This window comes from Candidatus Afararchaeum irisae (assembly GCA_034190545.1).
Taxonomy (GTDB): Archaea; Halobacteriota; Halobacteria; order Halobacteriales; family Afararchaeaceae; genus Afararchaeum; species Afararchaeum irisae.
In genome coordinates this window covers 1-20,860 of sequence record JAXIOF010000049.1, presented here as the reverse complement: position 1 = coordinate 20,860, position 20,860 = coordinate 1, and the positions used below count along the sequence as shown (strand labels likewise).

Genomic DNA, 20,860 nt, shown 5'->3' with positions numbered 1-20,860 from the left:
TACGCTTTTTTAAAGGTGAGACAGATGGACATGGACAGACGGAAGTTCCTTTCGACGGCGGCGGCAACGACGGCAGCGACAGCAGGAGTGTCACGTGAAGCGGCTGCACAGGAGGGTCCGGGTGAGAACACCGTGGGTATGTTCGCGAGCGGGAGCACTTACTTCTTCGATCCGATAGGTCTTCACGTTGAGAAAGGGACAACGGTCACGTTCGCCATAGAGAGCGGTGCCCACTCGTCAACGGCTTATAAGAAGGGCAACGGCGGAGCGCAGGAGACGAGGATACCTGAGGGAGCTAAGGCATGGGACTCAGGGACTATTAGCGGACAGGGATCGACATTCAAACACACATTCAAGACGCCGGGAACCTACGACTACTTCTGCATACCACACAAGTCGCTAGGTATGGTCGGAAGGATAGTCGTCGGCGAGCCCGGTGGTCCCGCCGAGGGAAGCATGCCACCCGACGGCGATGTCCCCGAGAGCCAGACGATCGTCGACCAAGGCTCCGTCTCGTATGCCTCGTTCTCGGGCAACTCCAACATGGGGTACTCAAGTGGCGGCGGAGGCAACGGTGGCGGAGGAAGCGGAAACGAGACGGCTATAGCACCCTCCGGAACCATAGGCTACCTGGTGAAGATGGGTCTCGGGGTAATCAGCTTCCTAGTCGTCTCGCTCGTAGGATTCTACTTCCTGATGAGATACGGCTCCGAGGAATCAGCCGAGTAGAGAGTATAGACAGGCTGTCGTCTCTTTCTTCGGGATACGTGATGGGGGGGGGAACTAACACTAATACTAACACGTACTCTGACTACAGGGATCGAGTCCGACGTCTACATATACGTCTTCTACTTAGTCTGAGCCTCACGGGTCTATTCCTCTCAGCAGTCCCGCGAGACGTCTCGGCACACGGTCTGGGTCTCGGAACACGTGTCTACAGCCTCACTCTCGAAACCTCCGAGTTACTCGTTCTCTGTCTAGGTCTGGCTGTAGTCTCGTACTCCTTAGTCCTCGTCCCCGTAGAGCCGCTCAAACTCGTCACGTATCCCAAGAAGGTCTCGGTATCAGTCCCCCGCGCCGTGGTACAGTCGGCTCTCGTGATCGGACGTCTCGCAGGCGTACTGACAGCTCTACTCGTCGTAGTCACAGCTATCTTCGGCGAACAGGTTCCGGCGTCTTTCGCACTCATAACCGTCTGGTCAGTATGGTGGTCGGGGTACGTTCCGACAGTCTACCTCGTCTCGAACACGTGGGAGACTGTGAGTCCCTGGAGAACCCTGGCTAATTACCTGCCTTCGGTCTCCGTCGGGTTCGAGTACCCGCGACTGGGCTCGGTCGTGGCAACCGGGGGATTCCTACTTTTCGTCTGGCTCTTAGCCGTAAGCCCTCTGTCGAGAACTCCGTACGCAGTCGGTGTCGTAGTAGGAGTCTACACGGGAGTCACGTTACTCGGGGCTGTGGTCTTCGGAGATGCCTGGTTTGAGAGGGCAGATCCCCTGTCTTTAGCCATGTCTTACTACGGGACAGTCTCGCCAGTATCGAGAGAGGGAAGACGTATCGTCGTAACCAACCCAGTCTCCTCGGTCGTCGGCTCTGACCTACTCTCGAAGACGAAGAAGAAACCAAGTCTCGGCTTCGTCGTAGCTACCGTCTGGGCGACAGCCTACGACGCGGTTGTGAGGACACCTTTCTGGGATCGAATAGCGAGGTCAGCCGTTGACGCGGGTCTGTCTCCCGTGTCTGTCTACGTCTCAGCCCTCCTCGTCGGCTACGCCGTCTTCGTCGTCTTATTCCGTCTACCTTCCGTCTTCGGAGACGTCGAAAAGACGACTGTCGTCTCCCTAATTCCGCTCGCCGCGGGATACCATCTCTCACATTACCTCGGCTACTTCGTGACGTCCTTTCCGACAGTCACGGAGGTCTTTCTACGTCCGTTCAATCCTCCGCTTCTTGAGACGGCACCCCTGCCGACCTGGTTCGGCGTCTTCAGGCTCACCACAGTAGTACTCGGACATACCGTGGCTGTAGCCTCTCTCACGTGTATCTCTTCGGAGGAGTTGGACAACGAGAAACAGACCCTGTCACGGCTTACTGCCGTCGGAGCTATGGTACTTTCGACCTCCGTCTTTCTCTGGATAACTACGAGACCCGAGGTTCCTATGCCGTACTTCAGCTAGACTCGGCGGTTGCCTCGTACTTCTCACGGAACTCCTGTATCATCTCGTCCATCTGATCCTGCCACTCCTGTAACATCGACTCCATCTTGTCGGCGATAGCGTCGGGGTCGGACGGCTTGTAGACGTGGTAGTATCCGCCTTGTTCGTAGTTGACCTGTTCTTTCTGTACGAAGCCCGACTGGAGTAGTCTCTGGACAGATCTGTAGGCGGTCGACCTCTCCCTGTCTATTCTGTCTGCAATCTCGTCTATCGTGAGCGGATCTTCCGACTCGACAAGTGACATGAAACAGTCCTTGTCGAGGTCTTTCAGCCCGTGGACACATTCGAGGAGTCCCTCACACTCCATCTCCTTCTGTAAAAGCTCTGATACCGAAGACGTCGTCATTACTTGACAGTATACCTTTTAACGTTAAAAGAGTTTGTGTCAGTTCTCCGAAGAAGATAAGTCTCACGAGTGGTTAACTCCGTGGATGACAGTATCGGGTGTCTGTTACATCTGCGGCGACGAGGCGGTAGCCACGTGCAGGGCATGTGGCGGTGCGGTCTGTGACGAGCATTACGACACAGAGACGGGTCTGTGTGTGAGGTGCCTCTCGGGAATGCAGATGGACTAGTCTCTAATACGTTCGAGGTCGCTCCTCGTGTTGACGTTGACGAAGCTCTCCTGAGACGCGTGTTTGAGAACCTCGTCCTCGTCTACTGAGATGTAGTCGAGGTCTTCGAGAGTCCGTCGCATGCTGGTTTGCGTGTCGGTCGTACTCTGGGTCAGAGACGTCTCGCACGCTTCGAGAGTCGCCGACCTCCGGTAGACTGCGTGGGTCGTCTGGAGCCAGCCGTCGAGACGTGGAACCGCTGCGTCGGCTTCGAGCCGTCGAGACTCTCCGAGGAGGTACTCGAACAGGTCAGGGCTGAGGAGTGGCATGTCACAAGCCACGACAGCGGCGTACTCCGACTCGGCTTTCTCCATACCTGTGAGTACGCCTCCGACAGGTCCGAGACCCGGCTCGTCGTCCTCTGCGAACTCGATCTCAACGGAGCCGTCCCTCGAGCCGAGTCCCAGACAGCTTCTGATCTCGGAGGTCTGTCGGGGTCTCGTGTTGATTATGACGGTCTCGACCGTCTCGACGTCAGAGACTGAGTCGACGACGTGGCTTATGAGAGGATCACCGTCGAGTTTCGCCGTAGCCTTGTCGTCCTCACCGAAACGTGTCGAGAAGCCGCCCGCGAGGACTACCGCGTCAGCCATCGGTTCGAGTAGACGCTGGTTCCCAAAACAGTTTGTGGCTCGGGCTCGAACCGGCGTCAGGTATAAGTTGTCTTCCTACTATCGGTTTGGTATGTCAGGCACTCCCACGCCGACAGACGAACAGATACAGACGCCGACACAGACACAGACACATACTGACGCCGAGGTCAGGTTTGAGAGACTCACCGAGATAGAGTCGGAGTCGCCGACCCTCATAGAAGGCTTTCCGGGACACGGTCTCGTAGCTTCTATCGCTGTCAACCAGATAAACCAGCAGTTAGATCTCTCACACCACGGAAACGTCGTCTCCGAGGGCTTCCCACCCGTGGCGTCTTTCGAGGACGGCTTGGTACAGGACACCGTCCGCGTCTACTCGGGAGCCGACCCCGACGTGATGACACTGAGGAGCGACATAACACTCCCGCCGTCGAACTACAAGTCACTGAGCCGTTTCGTGATAAACCAACTCGCCGACGAGTTCGAACGTGCGGTCTTCCTCGCGGGGGCTCCCGCAGAGAACGAGAATGAGATAGGCGACGTCATGGGTGTAGCGACACACGAAGAGACGCGTGACGACCTCAAGACAGCCGGAATACCCCTCGGTGACGAGCCGGGTGTAGTCGGAGGGATCACGGGCGCGCTCGCCAACGAGTGTTACCACGCCGACATCCCAGCCGCTGTTCTGATAGTCCGTTCACATCCCTACCTCCCCGACCCCACCGCGGCACAGTCGGTGATAGAGAACGCTCTCGAACCCCTAGTCGAGTTCGACGTAGACACGACGGAGCTTGAGAAACAGGCTGACGAGATAAGACGTCAGATGGAACAGATAGCTAAACAGCTCAGACAAGCCTACGGCGGCGAGACGGAGACAGAGGCTCAGCCACAGTCTCCCATGTACCAGTGACAGTGAGACAGACAGAAGCTTTTTAACATAGTGGATTAAATCCCAACTACGAGCGATAAGATGACAACTGGCACGGTCAAGTTCTACCACAACGAGAAGGGCTACGGATTCATAGAGACAGAAGCAGAGGACGACGACGTCTTCTTCCACATAACCGACGTAGACGACTCGGTGACTCCGGAGGAGGACATGGAGCTAGAGTTCGAGTTAGAGGAGGGTGACGAGGGTCCGAGGGCAGTAAACGTCAGGATGGCGTAGAAAGTTAGTATTAGCTACCCGGTTCGGTCACGGTTGAGTTGAGACTCGGTGAGACGGTCGTGTTTGGATCAGTTTCCGCCCGAGCCTCAGCCTCATCGAGACGTCTTCCAAGCTCCTCTATTCTCTCAGCGTAGGTCGAGAAGTCGCCGTCCCTGAGTGCAGTCTGTGCCTCGTCGTAGATCTGTCTCAGACGCTGTATCTCCTCGGGTGGGAGACCGTCAGTCGCGGGAGCACGTACCACTCCATCAGCGCGTCGTGTCCCGAAGACTGTGTCAAGCGAGGCGTTGAGAGTGGGCTGCATCGTGAGACGATCCTCGTGTGCGACGATCACTCTCTTGAGCTCGGGAAGGGCTCCGTCCTGGCTCGACTCTAGGTATAACGGCTCGACGTAGATCATGCTGTCATCTATCGGTATCGCGAGGAGGTTTCCCCTTATGACCGACGATCCCGCCTGTGACCACAGGGTTATCCTCTGTGATATCTCGGTGTTCTGGTCGATCCTCGACTCTATCTGCATCGGTCCGTAGGTGAGGTTCTGTTTCGAGAACTGTATGGCTCTGAGGTCGCCGTAGTTGGGCTGGTCGGATCTCGCGCTCAGCCAGCCTATCATGTTCTCCTTTCCGCGCGGGACGAACGGGAGAATCTGCATGAACTCGGGCTCTTCTTCCCCCGGAAGCTTCATCATGACGTAGTACGGCTCCATAGGCTGTCTGTCGCCGCGCGAGACCTCGTTGGGTATCCTCCATGAGTCCTCCTTGTTGTAGAAGACGCGCGGATTCTGCATATGGTAGTCGAGGTATGCTCTCGACTGGACGTCGAATGCGTCGGTGGGATAACGTACATTGTCGCTTATCGACTTTGGCATCTGATCCATCTCCTTGAAGAGAGACGGGAAGACCTTCTCGTATGTCTGTATTATCGGATCATCCTCGTCGGAGACATAGTAGTTCGTCTCACCCGAGTAGGCGTCGACGACGACCTTGACCGAGTTCCTGACGTAGTTCTCCTCGTCGCCCTTGAAGTCGAGACGTTTCGAGTACGGGTAGTTCTCGGTCGTCGTGTAAGCGTCGTAGACCCAGTAGAGCTTGCCGTCAGCCACAACAACGTACGGGTCGGAGTCGTACTCTAAGAAGGGTGCGGGCTTTCTCACGCGACTCTGTATGTCACGGCTGAACTGTATACGTGTATCGTCGTTGACCGAGTCGGAGACGAATATCTTCGGAGTTCCGAACTTCGCTGAGTAGATCAGCTTTCTTAGAGACGACGAAAGCTCGACTCCGCCGCTTCCCGAGTACGACGTGTAGACATTCTCGTCACCGCTCGGATAGTCGAACTCTTCAGTCCCTGAGTTGACGAGGGCGTAGTTGTCAGTACTCTCACCGTAGTAGATACGTGGCTGTTCGACATCTATTCCGACAGACGATTGGGGAGGTATGTCCTTGACGTAGAACTCGGGGAGACCCTCCGACGACACCTTGCTTACGGGACTCATAGCGACGCCATAGCCGTGTGTGTAGACCATATGTCGGTTGACCCACGACCCCGACCCCTCGGAGAGTGATTCGGTCTGTATCTCACGTGCAGAGACCATGACCTGTTTCTGGCTGCCGTTTACGTCGTAACGGTCTATGTCGACGTCGTTGAAGCCGTAGTAAGACCTGAAGACCTGTATCTCGTTGTAGGTCGTGAGTAACGGACGGTAGTCCCAGAGACGTATATTGTCCACTGTCCCGGGGTTGTTCTCTATGTCGTCACGCGTGAGTTGGTTCGAGAGATTGAGCTGTGACTCCTTGACACGGTCGAGAGCGAAGCCCTGTCTCGTGAACTCTATCTCGTTCTGTATGTACTCGTTCTGTTTGTTGAACTCGTCGGGCTCTACGACGTACGACTGGTGGATCGAGCCGACTATGTTTCCACTGACTGCTGTGAGAAGGACGACTCCGACTGCGACGTAGACAGCCTTCGAGTCGGAGCCAACGTAGGGACTGAGAATCGACGCCACACCTCCGAGAACCGAGAATCCCGCGAGTCCTAAGAGTAGGGGCTTGAAGACGGCGATGTCAGTCGCACCCGCTCCGAAGACCACACCCCGTGTCGAGAAGACGAGTTCGAAACGGTCTAAGTAGAAGCTGAGACCGAGTGCTACGAGTATTAAGCCGACGTAGACAGAGATATGCCCGGCGGTGTTCTTCTTGAGAGCCTTAGTGTACTCGTTGACGTCGAACTCAGCACCTACGTCCTGTGTCTGTACTCTGACTGTCTCGCCTTCCTCGAAGCCGAAGTGGAAGGCGTAATGGACGAGAGAGAACCCGAGTGAGACGACTGAGACGAAGACGAGATAGCCGACGACTAAGCCGTAGAAAGGCAGGTCGAAGACGTAGAAAGAGACGTCTTTTGAGTAGAGTGGGTCTGAGACGCCGAACTCGGTCGAGTTGAGGAACCTCAGAACGGTCTCCCACGACCCCGAGTAGATGAGTCCGACGAAGACAGAGACAGCCAATGCACCCGCGACGGGTACCACAGACGGGTCATAGCCTTCCTTCGCGTCACGTATGTTACCTACACCGATCCTGTATCCCGTGTAGACGGAGACGAAGGTCACGATCGACGCGACCCCGAAGAGTCCTATCTTGTAGGCTATGACACGCGTGAAGACCGACTCGTAACCGAGTGAGACGAACCAGAGGTACTCGCCGTAGAGCGACGGGACTGAAAAGGCTACGTAAGCCACCACGAGAACCAAGGCGGCAACGACGAGTCTCCTAAGATTAGAGGACATATGAGTTAAATTAGACGTCCTCCAGGAACATTAACCTATGCTCTGTATTCACGGAACCACAGTCACCGCGAACTCGTTCGACTCGATGACCCTTTCGGCAGCACTTCCGAGTACGGCGCGTCCCATTCTTCCGGTGCCGTGGTGTCCCATCACGATGTGATCGTAGCCCTCATTCTTGGCTATACGGACTATGTCGTCTCCTATCTGGTTCGAGGGACGTATGTCGAGACGTATGTCGGTTCTGACCTCGGGCTCATCGTCGATGCCTTCGTCTTCGAGTACCTCTTCGGCTCTCTCTACGGTGTCACGCGTCGCGTCGGTTTTCTTGTCGGTTATATGTATGACATGGAGGGTCGACTCGAAACGTCTCGCGAGGTCACAAGCGAATCCGAGCGCGCGGAAGCTACAGTCGGAGTCGTCTACTGGGACGAGTATCTTCATAACTCGGAGGTCGTATTAGCGGTTCTTAACTTTTTCCCCAATACTGGTGTCGTCAGACGTTTGAGGAGCCACGTACAGATCTAACTAAGTATGACAGTACGTGACGAGTTCGACTCGTGGGCAGAGACGGGACGAGACAAGGGTATGGAGGAGAGACACTGGAGCACCGCGAAGAAGGCTCTCGCGAGGATGCCCGTTGAGGAGGGCGACTACGTCCTCGACCTCGGCTGTGGGAGTGGCTACGCCGGACGCGCACTCCGTGACAACTACGACGCCGGAAGGGTCTACGGACTCGACGGATCGCCCGAGATGGCACGTAACGCGAGGGGGTACACCGACGACTCCGACATAGGATACGTAGTCGGCGACTTCTCCGAACTCCCTTTCGCCGACTCGTCGCTCGACCACGTCTGGTCTATGGAGGCTTTCTACTACGCCGACGACCCGCGCGAGACACTCGAAGAGGTGAGACGCGTACTTCGGTCAGGCGGTACTTTCTACTGTGCCGTCAACTACTACGACGAGAACGTCTACTCCCACGGCTGGCAGGAGATGATCTCCGTCGAGATGAGCCTCTGGAGCCGTGACGACTACACGAAAGCTTTCCGTGAGGCGGGTCTCTACGTCGCCGAACAGGACAACATACCAGACACAGACATCGATATACCCGACAAGTCGGAGTTCCCGACACAGGACTGGGAGACGCGCGACGAGATGGTTGAGAGGTACAGGGAGCTCGGTACTCTTCTGACGGTCGGGGTCGCGCCGTAGTCACGGCTTAGGTTTATAAGACGAAAGCACGTACACGTCCTACGATGAGGAGCTACAAAGTCGGACGTATAATGGGAATTGACATAAAAATACATCTGTCGCTCCTCGTTCTACTTCCACTGCTTGCGTGGCTCATAAGCAGGGAACAGCAGATCACTATCTGGACCGACATAATCTCGGGATTCTACCCCCACACACTCACGACTGAGCCTCTCCTCTCGGGCAACGCACCCTTAATAATCGGAGGGGTCGCCGCCGTGGGGCTCTTCGCTGGTGTGACTGTCCACGAACTCGGACACTCGTGGGTCGCGCGCCAGTACGGTCTCACGATCTCGTCGATCACACTCTGGATATTCGGAGGGATGGCGAACATGGACGAGAATCCGGACGAGTGGAACGTAGAGTTCTGGATGGCACTCGCAGGTCCCGTTACGAGTGTCCTCATAAGCGGTATCTTCATGGGGATACTCCAGCTACTCCCCGCGAGTACACCTCCCGTCGCGGTCTTCGTAGTCGGATGGCTCGCTATGATGAACCTCGCACTCGCTGTCTTCAACATGCTCCCGGCGTTCCCGATGGACGGTGGACGTGTCTTCCGGGCTCTACTCGCGAGGTCACGTCCCTACGTTGAGGCGACACAGATTGCCGCAAGCGTCGGAAAGTTCTTCGCAGTCGGCATGGGCATACTCGGCGTTCTGAGCTTCAACCCTCTACTCGTCCTGATAGCCCTCTTCGTATACGTCGCGGCGACCTCGGAGTCGAGGATGGCTGTTGTCAGCGACCTCCTACAGGACGTAAAGGTGTCGGATCTGATGACGACCGAGGTCAAGACGGTACCGCGTGACATAAGCGTAAACGACCTTGCCAACAGGATGCTCACCGAGAGACACACCGGATACCCCGTCGTCGACGGTACGGGATCGGTCGTGGGTATTGTGACTCTCACCGACATAAAGGAAGTAGATGAAGTCGAGAGGGACGCCTATACGGCGGGCGACATAATGACACACGACGTCATCTCCGTAGATCCCGGCGACGACGCCTTTGAGGTTCTCAGGACGCTCGGACAGAACGACATAGGACGTGTCTTAGTCGAGGCAGACGGAGAGGTCGTCGGAATACTTTCGAGAACCGACCTCGTGACCGCGCTTGAGGTTCTACAGGGCGGGAGTCTCAGAACACAGAGTATGCCACAGGTCTGACGAGACTAAGCTGTCTGAGTGTCAGCATACGGGAAGCTTCACGTTGAAGACCGCACCACCCATATCGGAGTCGTCGACCCAGACCTCGCCGCCGTAGTTCTCGACGACTGTATCGACGAGGTAGAGTCCGACGCCTGTTCCCTCGCTTTCGAGTCCCTTTTCTCCCCTCCCGAATATCTCGTCTTTCGTCTCGTCAGGGACACCCGGACCGTTGTCGGCTATCCTTATTATGACAGAGCCGTTGTCTTCCTCGGCAGTGATCTCTATCCTCGGCTCCTCGGAGTCGTTGTGCTCGATCGAGTTGTTGAGTATGTTTCTGAAGACTGAGTCTATCAGGTCATTTGCCCTGACCTCGACACTGGGTATATCCCCCATCTTGATCTCGGCGTCTGTCTGGGAAAGCTTCGTCTCGTACTCCTCTCTCAGAACATCGGATATGTCGACTGGTTCGACCTTCATCTCCTCATCCGACGCTATCGATCTGACGAAGTCACGTGCGACCTCGGTAAGGTCAACGACGTTCTCACACGCTGACTCGGCTTTTTCGACGTACTTCCTTGCGTCGGGATCGTCAACCCTGTCTTCGAGTCCCGACAGCCATCCGAGTGCGACGGTCATGTCGTTACGTATGTCGTGACGGACTATACGGTTGAGAAGCTCAAGCTCGGTGTTTTTTCTCTGAAGCTCCTTCTCGTACTTCTTCTGGGCGGTTATGTCCCTGAATATACCTATCCTCTCGACGGGCTCGGCTAAGTCGGATATCACACTCGTGTTGAGCTCGGATATGAGACGTTCCTTGGGTGACGTGTACTCGACAGTCGTGCTTCTCGTGGAGTCTTCCTCGACGTCGAGAAAAACCCTGTCAACTTCCTCCTCGGGCTCGAAGCTGAGTTCGGTCACTTTACTACCGACGGCGTCGTCTATTCCGAAAGCATCGCAGAATGCCTCGTTAGTGTCGATTATCTCACCGTCCTGAGAGACGACTGCTACGGGATCGGGGGCGTTCTCGAAGAGTGACTTGAACCGTCTGTCGCTCATCTCCTTTCTGTGCCTGAGTTCGACTGAGAGCTCCCTGTTTCTGAGTAGGTTCTCGACTCTGTAGTTGAGCTCTATCTTGTCCACAGGCATAGAGACTACGTCGTCGATGAGATCCATTCCCGTTCCCGTCCCCGTCTCCGTCGACTCGGAGTCTGTGTCGGTGTCGGGATCGGAGTCGTGGAAAGGGTCGGAGACAGCCTGAGTAGCCGCACTGATCCCGGAGTCACGACCCAGAAGGAGAAGATAAGGCAGGAAAGTGGGACTCTCGGACTCCTTCTTACGTCTGAGCTCAGACTCTCTCTGTCTCAGCGTCTCTCTGTCGAGGACACATAGGTCGAAGTCGAGTTGGGTAAGTCTGACGTCGTCACCGTCTCTGTACTCGATTAGGTCTATGTCGTGTTTCTGTTGGATTTCGTTCTCCAGAAGACGTAAGTTCGCTTTATTTTTGGAAAGAATAAGAACCTCCGAGACCATAGCCATACCAGATAAAGGACTGGCTCAGGTATTAATATTGGGGGATCTTGGGTATGTGCTACCCCGAGAACACAAACCAAATACCCGCTCGGAGATGAGTATATACTAAAGCCGAGGGGGGTCTAAACCAGACAGAGACAGAATGGTCAAGAAGCTGATTTCATCTATAGTCCTCGGGGTCATCGGTGCGTCAGTCTTGGTCTCGGAGGCAGCTCTCCTAGTCTCAAAAAGCTGGGAGTGGATCTCTGTCTTAGCCTTGGTGACACCCACAGTCTTCTCGGTTTCGTTACTCGTAGCGTCGTATTACCTCTACACCAGCGGTCTTGACGGTGACAGATCCACGAAGGTGGCTCTGTCCTCGGCTCTGGGAGTGGTAGTTCTGGTTCTTACTGTTCTGTTCCATATGACTTATCAGATAATCAAAGGAGGCAGAATCCCTGACTCGTACTTCAACTACCTCAGCCACGTAAGCATGGGAGCCCTCGCGGGGTTTCTAGTAGGATGGTACCACCAGAGAGAGGCGGCACGTATCCAGAGCCTACGCGAAAAGAGGAAGGAACTCAGAAAGAAGAACAAGTAACAGTTCTCAACCGTATAGTCCGCCACGGCATATGTAACGACATGAACCTCGTCTTAGGCTGGGGAGAGATGCTGAGATAACTCAAAATCCCTCCTTACGAAACACACGTCAGACGTTAATCCGGTATTATAACGGTGCCATCGTCGGGTTTCCTACTGAAGCTTAGGGGTTCGAGGCGGAGACGCCTTAACCACCTAATAACTATACTCCCCAACTTCGTTGTACGAAATGGAGCCGATGAGGCTCCAGTCCTTGGGAAGGGGACGATCCACCTCCTGAGCACCCTCAGGCACCGTTCACCTGACATGCCCTTCCTACTTTTCCTCTGAGTCAGTGTGAAGTCCATCCGCCGTCGACAGGAATATTAGCACCCGTTACATACGAGGCGTCTTCGGAAGCCAGAAAAGCAGCCGCTCCTGCGATTTCCTCGGGCTGTGCTATCCTACCCAGGGGTGTCTCCCTCGTTATCTGGTTGTAGAACTCCTCGTCCTCTAGCTTGTCCTCTGTCATTGGAGTCTCGACAGCACCGGGGGATATGCTGTTGACCCTCACGTTTTCGGGGGCGTAGTCGACTGCCATCTCCCTAGTGAGGTTGACCACACCGCCTTTCGAGGCACAGTACGCAGCCGACTCGGCTCCGCCTACAACTCCGTAGACCGAGGCGATGTTGATTATACAGCCCTCGGTCTGTCTGAGATAGGGTACTGACGCCTTCGACCCGTGCATTACACCGTCGAGGTTTACCTCCATGATACGTCTCCAGTCGTCTATATCGGTCTCCTCAACAGTTCCGGCTTGGTAGATGCCCGCGTTGTTGACGACTACGTCGAGACGACCGTGTCTCTCGACTGTGTACTCGACGGCGTCTTCGACTTGACTGTATACCGAGACGTCACACGTCGTGTAATCACAGCCTATCTCGTCTGCTGCTTCTCGGCACTCGTCCCGGGATCTGCTGGCTATAACGACTTCGGCTCCCTCGTCTGTGTACCTCTCGGCTATAGACCTGCCGATGCCGCTCGAACCACCCGTGACTATAGAAACAGTGTCTTCTAACATTGTATGGGTCGGGTTATCTCAGCCGAGGTAGATATATCTAGGGGCGAGAGTCTATCTTTCTGCGAGGAGAGAATCCCGCCCTTCAGGGCGTTCACAAGACCTTCGGTCTTGTGGGCTCGAAATACGCGAAGCGTCTTTCGAACGTTGACGAGAGCGAAGCTCTCGTCCGCATATCAGAACGCTTCGGGTTCTGGGGACGTTGACAAATCGCTGCGCGATTTGTTCGCATACCAGAAATCGAAGATTTCTGGGGACGTTGACGAGACGCGAAGCGTCTCGTTCGGCACACCAGAACGCTTCGCGTTCTGGGGACGTCACCCAGAATCCACAGGATTCTGGTTGCCCGCCAGACGCAGTCTGGCGAACGGGAGTGAATCCGACAACGCAGACGCTAACCACTGTCGATGGCAGGCCGGATATTCAACACCACTCCACACTATTAAGTCGGTTTGACTACATGGGCTATATATGGCGATTGAGGTCACGCGCACCTACGTTGGTTTCATCCAGAACCAGCGACAAGTCTGCGACGGCCTCGATTCGCTCGGAGACTCCGCCTCAAAAATCTGGAACGTCGCACGCTGGACAGCCGACCGCATCTGGGGCGAAACAGGCGAAATCCCAGACGAAGGAACGCTCAAAGCGTACATGAAGAACCGAGAGTGCTGGAAAGATTTGAACGCACAATCCAGTCAGAAAGTCATCGAAGAACTTTCCGACGCTTTCCAGTCATGGTTCGACTTGCGACACAAGGACGACAAGGCGAACCCGCCCGGCTACCGCAAACACGGCGACACCCGACCACGAAGTACAGTCACCTTCAAAGAAGACGGATTCAAACTTGACACGAAACACCAGCAAGTCCGCCTCTCGAAAGGCTCGAACCTGAAAGACCACCGCTCGGACTTCCTCCTCTGTGAGTACCAGACACGCCCTGACGTTGACCTCTCAGAAGTAACCAAGGTGCAGAGCGTTCGCGCAGTCTGGAATGGTGAGGAGTGGGAACTGCACTTCGTCTGCAAAGTCAGCCTCGAAACCAACGACTCTGCTGGCAACGGAGTGGCAGGCATCGATCTCGGAATCAAGAACATCGCCACGGTCGCCTTCCCCGACGAATACGTTCTCTACCCCGGCAACTCACTCAAAGAAGACAAGCACTACTTCACTCGAGCGGAGTACGACACTGAGGGTGAGAACGGGCCGTCCGAAAAGTCGATGTGGGCACGTCGAAAACTCACAGAGCGCGAGACACACTTCTACCACACGCTGACAGACACCATCATCACAGAGTGTGTCGAACGCGGTGTCGGCACGCTCGCAGTGAGTTGGCCCGAAGACGTGCGAGAATCTGACTGGGGTAAGACTGGCAACAAGAAGCTGCACTCGTGGGCGTTCGACCGCATCTACCAGTACCTCGAATACAAAGGCGAGATTCGCGGTGTCGAGGTGCTGAAGGAGAACGAGTGGGACACCTCGAAAACGTGTTCACGATGTGGTGACGACACGAAGTCGAACCGTGTCGAACGGGGACTGTACGTCTGCTCGTCGTGTGAATTGGTAGCCAACGCGGATTGTAATGGGGCGGAGAATATGCGGCAGAAGATATCACGAAGCAAAGCTTCGTTAACCTCTGAACGAAGTTCAGAGATAACTCCGAGTCCTCATGGTGAGGATAGGAGTAACGGCTGCGTGGCACAGCCATCGGTACACCTGTTCGACCGCGAGAGCGGGACGTTTCGCACGAGAGAACAGGTCGTATCGTAGACCGGCAAATATCCCAACTGCGGGACGGGAAGTCTCGCCGTTTACGGCGGGGAGGATGTCACATCTGTATCTGGGGCATCATTCTCCACGCCGACCACACCAGAAGAACTGAGAAAGCCGCCTTGAGAGCCCTGTCGGGTAGACGGTGGTTGACCTTCTGACCGAGCCTCACGCCGAAGAAGCCACCGACGAGAACCGCGATACTGAGTTTGAAGAAGACTGCGCCTTGGCTCACGTACTCAGTCGTCGCCGAGACGCTATTCGCCATCACGACAGAAGATGAAGTTCCTACTGCGACGTGTATCGGAAGCCCGAGTATCACGTTTATCGAGGGTGTGAGTAGGAAGCCACCGCCTACGCCTAAGAGTCCTGCGACGAACCCGACGCCGAGTCCGAGTAGTACTGAGGTCAGGAGGTCGATCCTGTACGAGACGCCCTTGTACGAGCCGCTGAGCTTGAGTAGGTCGGGTACGAAACCGAGTGACCTGTCGGTGGACTCTATCTTTCCTCTTCCTGACTTTACCGACTCCCTCGCCATGTAGACAGCACCGCCGACGAGGACTGCGGAGAAGACGCCTCTCATACTTGCTTCGTCGAGACCCGCTGACCACGCCGCTCCTAAAGCCGCACCTACGATTCCTCCGACACCCACCACGGCTCCGGCTCTGATATCGGCGGTTCCGCTCCTGTAATGGTTCGAGACAGCGAAGAAGGACGTGAAGGCGGCTTGGAAGACGCTCGTCCCCTTAGCGAGAGTGAGCGGGAGACCTCCGAAGAGGGTCAGGAAGGTCACCGTCAGGACTCCTATGAACGCGCCGAAGACACCCCCCGCGAACCCCGCGCCGAATCCTATCGCGCTCCCTACTGCGGCGGGAACCTCGGCGGCGTACTCGGTGCTGGAGAAGGTGAGGACTACCGAGGGCGAGAGAGCCTCGGAGACTACGAACGCGGCGTAGACGACGAATCCCGAGTAGAATACGGCATCGAACCACGACAACGACCTGTATTTAGTTACTAGGCTACGTACAGACATATTGGTACTACATACGTAGAGGCTGGTCAAGTAGCTTCCGACAGTCACACGCGAACCAGAGCCTAAGAACAGAGCGAGGAAAGTAAGTAAGTAGTCGGTTTTCTATATCAGCACTCTTCGTCGTAGAGATCCATCGAGTGCTCTATGGCTTCCATTGCCTCTTCCCTGCCCTCGTATCCGAGAGTCTCAGTCTCCTTGCCCTCTTCGAGAGCCTTGTAGGTCTCGAAGAAATGGGCGATCTCCTCTCTCCTGTGTCCTGGGATGTCGGAGATATCGTCGACGTGGTCGTAACGCGGGTCTTCCTCGGGGACTGCTATTATCTTGTCGTCCTTCTCGCCGTCGTCGAGCATCTTGAGCATGCCTATCGGACGTGCCTCGACGACACAGCCGGGGAATGTGCTGTCCTCTAAGAGGACGAGAGCGTCGAGTGGGTCTCCGTCGTCGTAGAACGACTGGGGGAGGAATCCGTAGTCACTCGGATAATGGACGTTCGAGTGGAGCACACGGTCGAGGACACAGTCCTCGACTTCCTTGTGGTACTCGTACTTGTTCCTCTCACCCTTGAGACACTCAACGACGACGTGTATCTGTTCGGGCGGGTTGTGTCCTGTGTCGACGTCTCTCCAGAGATCTACCATACGATTTCAAGGGAACGGAGACTCAAAGAAGATTTCGCTTTCGACGAGCGTAATAAGCTCACCAGTATTTGCGAAGATTTATCTTGAGACAACGTCCTACCCATTACCATAATGCCCGGTACCTGGAGGGATCGTTTTTTGGGACTCGGAAGTCACGAAGTCGGGGAAGGAGACCGACACGTATACCGACTCTGATAGGTGTCGCCGTACGACGCCGCTTCGACGTCTGATTAGAGGTAGAGGTAGAGACAGTTTCAACATAGACACAGACGCGGATACAGAGACACAGCCGCAGCCGCAGACGCAGAGAGACACGACTACTCGACGGAGGATTGATACTTTATGTCCTTGACAGATATAGACACAGAGACTGATACCGAAGAAGACGACTCTACGTACGACCACGACGCAGTAGAGGAGAAGTGGCAGGAGAGATGGGAGGAAGAAGGCGTATTCGAGGCGGACGACGAGGGCGACGACAAGTACTACGTCCTCGGTATGTTTCCCTATCCCTCGGGAAAGCTCCACATGGGACACGTCCGCAACTACTCGATAACCGACGCCTACGCGCGGTACAGGAGGATGAAAGGGCACGAAGTCCTACATCCGATGGGATGGGACTCGTTCGGACTACCCGCCGAGAACGCCGCCTTAGAACGTGACACCAACCCGAGGGACTGGACTATCGACTGTATCGACTCGATGCACGACCAGATGGAGGCTATGGGGTTCGGCTACGACTGGAGCCGTGAGATAAAGACGTCCGACCCCGACTACTTCCGTTGGAACCAGTGGCTCTTCAAACGGTTCTACAACGAGGGTCTCGTCGAGAACAAGGAGGGCGAGGTCAACTGGTGTCCTTCGTGTGAGACAGTACTCGCGAACGAACAGGTCGAGGACGACAGATGCTGGAGATGTGAGACCCCCGTCGAGACTAGGATGCTCGACCAGTGGTACTTCGAGATCACGGAGTACGCCGATGAGCTCCTAGAGTACCTCGAAGAGCTTGACGGCTGGCCCGACAGTGTCACAGAGATGCAGAGGAACTGGATAGGAAAACAGGAGGGCGCGAGGGTCGACTTCGAGGTCGGAGACTACGGTGACGTCGAGGTCTTCACGACACGTCTCGACACTATCCATGGAGCGACCTACATGGCACTTGCTCCCGAACATCCCGTCGCCGAGGAGATCGCCGACGGAAACGACGAGGTCGCCGACTTCATAGACTCGGTCGACGAGGACAGGGAAGTCGGACCCGACGCCGAGAAGAACGGCGTCTTTACCGGAGAGTACGCCGTAAACCCGGCGACGGGCGACGAGATACCCGTATACGTCGCCGACTTCGTCATGATGGAGTTCGGCACGGGAGCTATCATGGCTGTCCCCGCACACGACGAGAGGGACCACGAGTTCGCCGAGAAGTACAATATAGAGATAAGACAGGTCGTCGAGCCCGAGGACGGTGACGTCGACGCTGAAGACGAGGCGTTCACCGAAGACGGCGTCCTCGTCAACTCGGGAGAGTACAACGGAGTGGAAAGCGAGGAGGCGCGTAAGGCGATAGCCGAGGATCTCGACGCCGCGGAGGAAGACACAGAGTACAGACTACGTGACTGGCTCATATCGAGACAGAGGTACTGGGGAACACCGATCCCCGTCGTCCACTGTGAAGACTGCGGAGAGGTTCTCTTCCCCGACGAAGAGCTTCCGGTCGAACTCCCCGAGTTCGTCCAGTCAACGGGCAACCCCTTAGAGGAGGTCGACGGCTTCGTCGAGACCGAGTGTCCTGAATGTGGCGGCGAGGCGAGACGTGAGACCGACACGATGGATACATTCGTCGACTCGTCGTGGTACTTCCTGCGTTACACCTCTCCCGACTACGACGACGCCCCCTTCGACGTCGGAACCGCGAACGACTGGATGCCCGTAGACCAGTACGTCGGCGGCATAGAGCACGCAGTGATGCATCTCCTCTACTCACGTTTCTTCACACACGTCCTCCACGACATCGACCTCGTCGACGTCAAGGAGCCCTTCGAAAACCTCGTGACACAGGGAATGGTTCTCTTAGAGGGGGAGAAGATGTCGAAGAGCAAGGGCAACGTCGTCTCGCCACAGAGGATAGTCGACGACTACGGTGCCGACACCGCGCGTCTCTTCACTATGGGTGCCGCACTCCCCGAGAAGGACTTCGACTGGACTGAGAAGGGAGTCAAGTCGAACTACGCCTTCATAGAACGTCTCCACACACTCGTCTCGAACTTCACCGACTACGCCGAGGACGAAGACGACGCCCAAACTCGTGACGGAGCCGCAGAGGAGTACGTCGAATCTGAGACAGACGCGACGGTAGAGACGGCGAGCGACGAGTACGAGAACTTCGAGTTCAACCACGCTGTCAGAGACATAAAGAACCTCGTCTCACTCCTCGAACAGTACTCCGAGTACAGGAACGGAGAGCCCGACCCCGAGGTATTCAGAAGGGGTCTCGAAACCTCTGTCAAGGTACTCGCGCCGATAACACCCCATGTCTCAGAGGAGATGTGGGACGAACTCGGAGGAGAGGGTCTCGTCGCCGAGGCGGACTGGCCCTCTGCGGAGGTACCCGACGACTACGCCCTCGAAGAGAGGCTGATAGAGAACACACGCGAGGACGTACGTGAGATAAGCGATGTCGCGGGGATAGAAGACCCCGAAGAGATACGTATAATCACTGCGCCCGGCTGGAAGTACGACGCCCTACAGATCGCGCTCGACCTCGACTCCGACGCCGATGTCATAGGTAGTATCATGTCGGAGGACGAGATAAGGCGACACGGTGACGCCGCCGCGAGCTACGGTCAGTACCTCCAGAAGAACCAGATGAAGCTCGAGGACGAGCTTCCGCCCGAGAGGGAAGCCGAGGCTCTCGAACGCGCTAAATGGCTCTTCGTGAAGGAGTTCGACGCCGAGATCCGGATTCAGAACGCCGACGAGTCGGACTCCGAGAGGGCGGACAAGGCGCGTCCCGGAAAGCCCGCTATAGAGATAGAGTAATCCACCTTCCTAACTCGAAGCCAACTCGGAGTCGGCGCAGACATACATTCTCTTATCCTCCGACAGTACTTACGGAAATACAAGGAGAAAGCCTCGCGCTTTAGCGCGGGGATGAATCCGACAACTCGGTGTCAAACAATACTCATAGCTACGGGTGGATATTCCACGCGAACATGCAGCCCGAACGTTTATGTAATTTAAACTACTCTGCTTACGTGTGTCGAATCAAGTCGTCACTCGGACACTGAAAGCGAGTGTTACTAATCACTCGCAAGTCTCTGACGACCTCGATTCGCATGGCTTCGCCGCCAGCAAACTCTGGAACATCGGGCGATGGACGATTTCGCGTGTGTGGGATGCTATTAATCATATACCAGACGGTGACGAACTCTCTTCGTACCTCAAAAACCACGACCGCTATGAAGACTTACACTCGCAGTCTAGTCAGCGAGTTCTCCAAGAACTCGGTGAAGCGTTCGTCTCGTAGTACGAGAAAGACGACCCTGACGCGAACTCGCCCGGGTATCGTAAACATGGCGACGAACACCCGCGCTCAACTGTGACGTGGAAAAATCAGGGCTTCAAACTGGATACCGAGTACAACCGTGTACGTCTCTCAAAAGGAACGAACATGAAAGAGTCTCGGTATGCCGCAGACTACATTCTCTGTGAGTATACGATTCAAGCAGACGACCAAACGCTCGCTGATGTTGAATCCGTCCAAACTGTTCGAGCAGTCTGGACTGGCGACCAGTGGGAACTGCATTTCGTCTGTGAGATGCAGGTTCAGACGCCTGAGCGTCCCGGCGAGAAAACGGCTGGTATTGACCTTGGTATCTGTAACACGGCGGCTGTCTCTGTTGGTGACGAGACACTGCTGTATCCAGGCAACGCTCTGAAAGAGGATGCTCATTACTTCCGTCACGAAGAATACGAGACAGCAGGTGAGGACGGCCCGAGCAACGAGGCACAACGACTTCGGCAGAAGAAGTCCCGGCGGCAAGACCACTTCTTGCACGCACTGTCGAAAGATATTGTCGAGCAATGTGCCGCCCGCAATGTCGGAACGATAGCCGTGGGCCATCCAAAGAAGATTCGTGATGCCTCTGATTGGGGTCGTCACGGAAACAAGCGGCTACACGATTGGGCGTTTGAAACGCTGTTGAGCCACATTGAATACAAAGCTGAAGAACGCGGCATCAGTGTAGAGCGCGTTCTCGAAGGCGAATTAAAAACCTCGAAAACATGTTGTGAGTGTGGCACAGAAGCAGATTCTAACCGTGTTGAGCGCGGGTTGTATGTGTGTTCAGAGTGTGATTTGGTCGCCAACAGCGACCTGAACGCGGCGGAGAATATGCGAGCGACGGTAACTCTGAGTCCGTCACAGGATAGGAGTAACGGCTGTTTGGTGGTTCGAGAGACGTAGTCTCTCGTCATCACGAAAATCGGAGATTTTC

General features: G+C 55.6%; 18 protein-coding genes and 1 pseudogene. 11 read left to right on the top strand and 8 right to left on the bottom strand.

The window, feature by feature from the left end:
• Positions 1-24 precede the first annotated feature (24 nt).
• The gene (locus tag SV253_06660; GenBank protein MDY6775742.1) at positions 25-729 is read left to right on the top strand and encodes a plastocyanin/azurin family copper-binding protein; all 705 of its coding nucleotides are present in this window, start codon (positions 25-27) and stop codon (positions 727-729) included.
• 41 nt (positions 730-770) lie between these two features.
• Entirely contained in the window at positions 771-2,177 is a 1,407-nt protein-coding gene (locus SV253_06655) for a hypothetical protein (GenBank protein ID MDY6775741.1), read from the top strand.
• Here the strand turns inward: SV253_06655 and SV253_06650 are convergent.
• Complete coding sequence (locus SV253_06650) at positions 2,170-2,562, bottom strand: helix-turn-helix domain-containing protein (GenBank protein MDY6775740.1); 393 nt, start codon at positions 2,560-2,562, stop codon at positions 2,170-2,172. The two genes, SV253_06655 and SV253_06650, sit on opposite strands and share 8 nt — an antisense overlap.
• An 85-nt stretch (positions 2,563-2,647) precedes the next feature.
• Here SV253_06650 and SV253_06645 point away from each other — a divergent pair, with 85 nt between their 5' ends.
• A complete protein-coding gene (locus SV253_06645; GenBank protein MDY6775739.1) occupies positions 2,648-2,791 on the top strand; it encodes a hypothetical protein in 144 nt (47 codons plus the stop codon).
• On the opposite strand, the gene SV253_06640 is transcribed toward SV253_06645, so the two are convergent.
• On the bottom strand, positions 2,788-3,423 hold the full coding sequence (locus tag SV253_06640; protein MDY6775738.1) for a molybdenum cofactor guanylyltransferase: 636 nt from the start codon (positions 3,421-3,423) through the stop codon (positions 2,788-2,790). The two genes, SV253_06645 and SV253_06640, sit on opposite strands and share 4 nt — an antisense overlap.
• A gap of 91 nt (positions 3,424-3,514) precedes the next feature.
• On the opposite strand from SV253_06640, the gene SV253_06635 reads away from it, so the two are divergent.
• Both SV253_06635 and SV253_06630 read left to right on the top strand, forming a co-directional pair.
• Positions 3,515-4,330 carry a PAC2 family protein gene (locus tag SV253_06635; protein ID MDY6775737.1) on the top strand — a complete coding sequence of 272 codons (816 nt, stop codon included), beginning with the start codon at positions 3,515-3,517 and terminating at the stop codon, positions 4,328-4,330.
• 60 nt (positions 4,331-4,390) lie between these two features.
• Positions 4,391-4,588, top strand: coding sequence for a cold shock domain-containing protein (locus SV253_06630; protein MDY6775736.1), 198 nt, complete (start codon positions 4,391-4,393; stop codon positions 4,586-4,588).
• A 10-nt stretch (positions 4,589-4,598) separates the two neighbouring features.
• Here the strand turns inward: SV253_06630 and SV253_06625 are convergent, their stop codons facing one another.
• Together SV253_06625 and SV253_06620 are read right to left on the bottom strand one after the other, a co-directional pair.
• Positions 4,599-7,367: a UPF0182 family protein gene (locus SV253_06625; protein ID MDY6775735.1), complete on the bottom strand. Its 2,769-nt coding sequence runs from the start codon at positions 7,365-7,367 to the stop codon at positions 4,599-4,601.
• 48 nt (positions 7,368-7,415) lie between these two features.
• The gene (locus SV253_06620) at positions 7,416-7,808 is read right to left on the bottom strand and encodes a universal stress protein (protein ID MDY6775734.1); all 393 of its coding nucleotides are present in this window, start codon (positions 7,806-7,808) and stop codon (positions 7,416-7,418) included.
• 90 nt (positions 7,809-7,898) lie between these two features.
• Here SV253_06620 and SV253_06615 point away from each other — a divergent pair, with 90 nt between their 5' ends.
• Both SV253_06615 and SV253_06610 read left to right on the top strand, forming a co-directional pair.
• Positions 7,899-8,579: a class I SAM-dependent methyltransferase gene (locus tag SV253_06615; protein ID MDY6775733.1), complete on the top strand. Its 681-nt coding sequence runs from the start codon at positions 7,899-7,901 to the stop codon at positions 8,577-8,579.
• Positions 8,580-8,623: 44 nt separating this feature from the next.
• The gene (locus SV253_06610) at positions 8,624-9,781 is read left to right on the top strand and encodes a CBS domain-containing protein (GenBank protein ID MDY6775732.1); all 1,158 of its coding nucleotides are present in this window, start codon (positions 8,624-8,626) and stop codon (positions 9,779-9,781) included.
• A 21-nt stretch (positions 9,782-9,802) separates the two neighbouring features.
• Here the strand turns inward: SV253_06610 and SV253_06605 are convergent, their stop codons facing one another.
• Positions 9,803-11,299: a PAS domain-containing sensor histidine kinase gene (locus tag SV253_06605; GenBank protein ID MDY6775731.1), complete on the bottom strand. Its 1,497-nt coding sequence runs from the start codon at positions 11,297-11,299 to the stop codon at positions 9,803-9,805.
• Between the two features lie 136 nt (positions 11,300-11,435).
• On the opposite strand from SV253_06605, the gene SV253_06600 reads away from it, so the two are divergent.
• A complete protein-coding gene (locus SV253_06600) occupies positions 11,436-11,873 on the top strand; it encodes a hypothetical protein (protein ID MDY6775730.1) in 438 nt (145 codons plus the stop codon).
• Positions 11,874-12,203: 330 nt separating this feature from the next.
• Here the strand turns inward: SV253_06600 and SV253_06595 are convergent, their stop codons facing one another.
• Complete coding sequence (locus tag SV253_06595) at positions 12,204-12,932, bottom strand: SDR family oxidoreductase (protein MDY6775729.1); 729 nt, start codon at positions 12,930-12,932, stop codon at positions 12,204-12,206.
• A gap of 468 nt (positions 12,933-13,400) precedes the next feature.
• Between SV253_06595 and SV253_06590 the strand changes: the two genes are divergently transcribed.
• A complete protein-coding gene (locus SV253_06590; GenBank protein MDY6775728.1) occupies positions 13,401-14,696 on the top strand; it encodes a transposase in 1,296 nt (431 codons plus the stop codon).
• Positions 14,697-14,754: 58 nt separating this feature from the next.
• Here SV253_06590 and SV253_06585 read toward each other — a convergent pair whose 3' ends face one another.
• Both SV253_06585 and SV253_06580 read right to left on the bottom strand, forming a co-directional pair.
• The gene (locus SV253_06585) at positions 14,755-15,729 is read right to left on the bottom strand and encodes a sulfite exporter TauE/SafE family protein (GenBank protein MDY6775727.1); all 975 of its coding nucleotides are present in this window, start codon (positions 15,727-15,729) and stop codon (positions 14,755-14,757) included.
• 107 nt (positions 15,730-15,836) lie between these two features.
• Positions 15,837-16,367, bottom strand: coding sequence for an inorganic diphosphatase (locus SV253_06580; GenBank protein MDY6775726.1), 531 nt, complete (start codon positions 16,365-16,367; stop codon positions 15,837-15,839).
• A gap of 342 nt (positions 16,368-16,709) precedes the next feature.
• Here SV253_06580 and leuS point away from each other — a divergent pair, with 342 nt between their 5' ends.
• Both leuS and SV253_06570 read left to right on the top strand, forming a co-directional pair.
• Positions 16,710-19,403, top strand: coding sequence for a leucine--tRNA ligase (gene leuS / locus SV253_06575; protein MDY6775725.1), 2,694 nt, complete (start codon positions 16,710-16,712; stop codon positions 19,401-19,403).
• A gap of 217 nt (positions 19,404-19,620) precedes the next feature.
• Positions 19,621-20,829 (top strand): annotated as a pseudogene (locus SV253_06570) (transposase).
• The last annotated feature ends 31 nt before the right edge of the window (positions 20,830-20,860 follow it).

What these genes read in the sequence shown, in the direction of transcription:
- SV253_06660 (MDY6775742.1), top strand. Translation starts at nt 25, where the DNA reads ATGGACATGGACAGACGGAAGTTCCTTTCGACGGCGGCGGCAACGACG.
- SV253_06655 (MDY6775741.1), top strand. Translation starts at nt 771, where the DNA reads ATGGGGGGGGGAACTAACACTAATACTAACACGTACTCTGACTACAGG.
- SV253_06650 (MDY6775740.1), bottom strand. Translation starts at nt 2,562, where the DNA reads ATGACGACGTCTTCGGTATCAGAGCTTTTACAGAAGGAGATGGAGTGT.
- SV253_06645 (MDY6775739.1), top strand. Translation starts at nt 2,648, where the DNA reads ATGACAGTATCGGGTGTCTGTTACATCTGCGGCGACGAGGCGGTAGCC.
- SV253_06640 (MDY6775738.1), bottom strand. Translation starts at nt 3,423, where the DNA reads ATGGCTGACGCGGTAGTCCTCGCGGGCGGCTTCTCGACACGTTTCGGT.
- SV253_06635 (MDY6775737.1), top strand. Translation starts at nt 3,515, where the DNA reads ATGTCAGGCACTCCCACGCCGACAGACGAACAGATACAGACGCCGACA.
- SV253_06630 (MDY6775736.1), top strand. Translation starts at nt 4,391, where the DNA reads ATGACAACTGGCACGGTCAAGTTCTACCACAACGAGAAGGGCTACGGA.
- SV253_06625 (MDY6775735.1), bottom strand. Translation starts at nt 7,367, where the DNA reads ATGTCCTCTAATCTTAGGAGACTCGTCGTTGCCGCCTTGGTTCTCGTG.
- SV253_06620 (MDY6775734.1), bottom strand. Translation starts at nt 7,808, where the DNA reads ATGAAGATACTCGTCCCAGTAGACGACTCCGACTGTAGCTTCCGCGCG.
- SV253_06615 (MDY6775733.1), top strand. Translation starts at nt 7,899, where the DNA reads ATGACAGTACGTGACGAGTTCGACTCGTGGGCAGAGACGGGACGAGAC.
- SV253_06610 (MDY6775732.1), top strand. Translation starts at nt 8,624, where the DNA reads ATGAGGAGCTACAAAGTCGGACGTATAATGGGAATTGACATAAAAATA.
- SV253_06605 (MDY6775731.1), bottom strand. Translation starts at nt 11,299, where the DNA reads ATGGCTATGGTCTCGGAGGTTCTTATTCTTTCCAAAAATAAAGCGAAC.
- SV253_06600 (MDY6775730.1), top strand. Translation starts at nt 11,436, where the DNA reads ATGGTCAAGAAGCTGATTTCATCTATAGTCCTCGGGGTCATCGGTGCG.
- SV253_06595 (MDY6775729.1), bottom strand. Translation starts at nt 12,932, where the DNA reads ATGTTAGAAGACACTGTTTCTATAGTCACGGGTGGTTCGAGCGGCATC.
- SV253_06590 (MDY6775728.1), top strand. Translation starts at nt 13,401, where the DNA reads ATGGCGATTGAGGTCACGCGCACCTACGTTGGTTTCATCCAGAACCAG.
- SV253_06585 (MDY6775727.1), bottom strand. Translation starts at nt 15,729, where the DNA reads ATGTCTGTACGTAGCCTAGTAACTAAATACAGGTCGTTGTCGTGGTTC.
- SV253_06580 (MDY6775726.1), bottom strand. Translation starts at nt 16,367, where the DNA reads ATGGTAGATCTCTGGAGAGACGTCGACACAGGACACAACCCGCCCGAA.
- leuS (MDY6775725.1), top strand. Translation starts at nt 16,710, where the DNA reads ATGTCCTTGACAGATATAGACACAGAGACTGATACCGAAGAAGACGAC.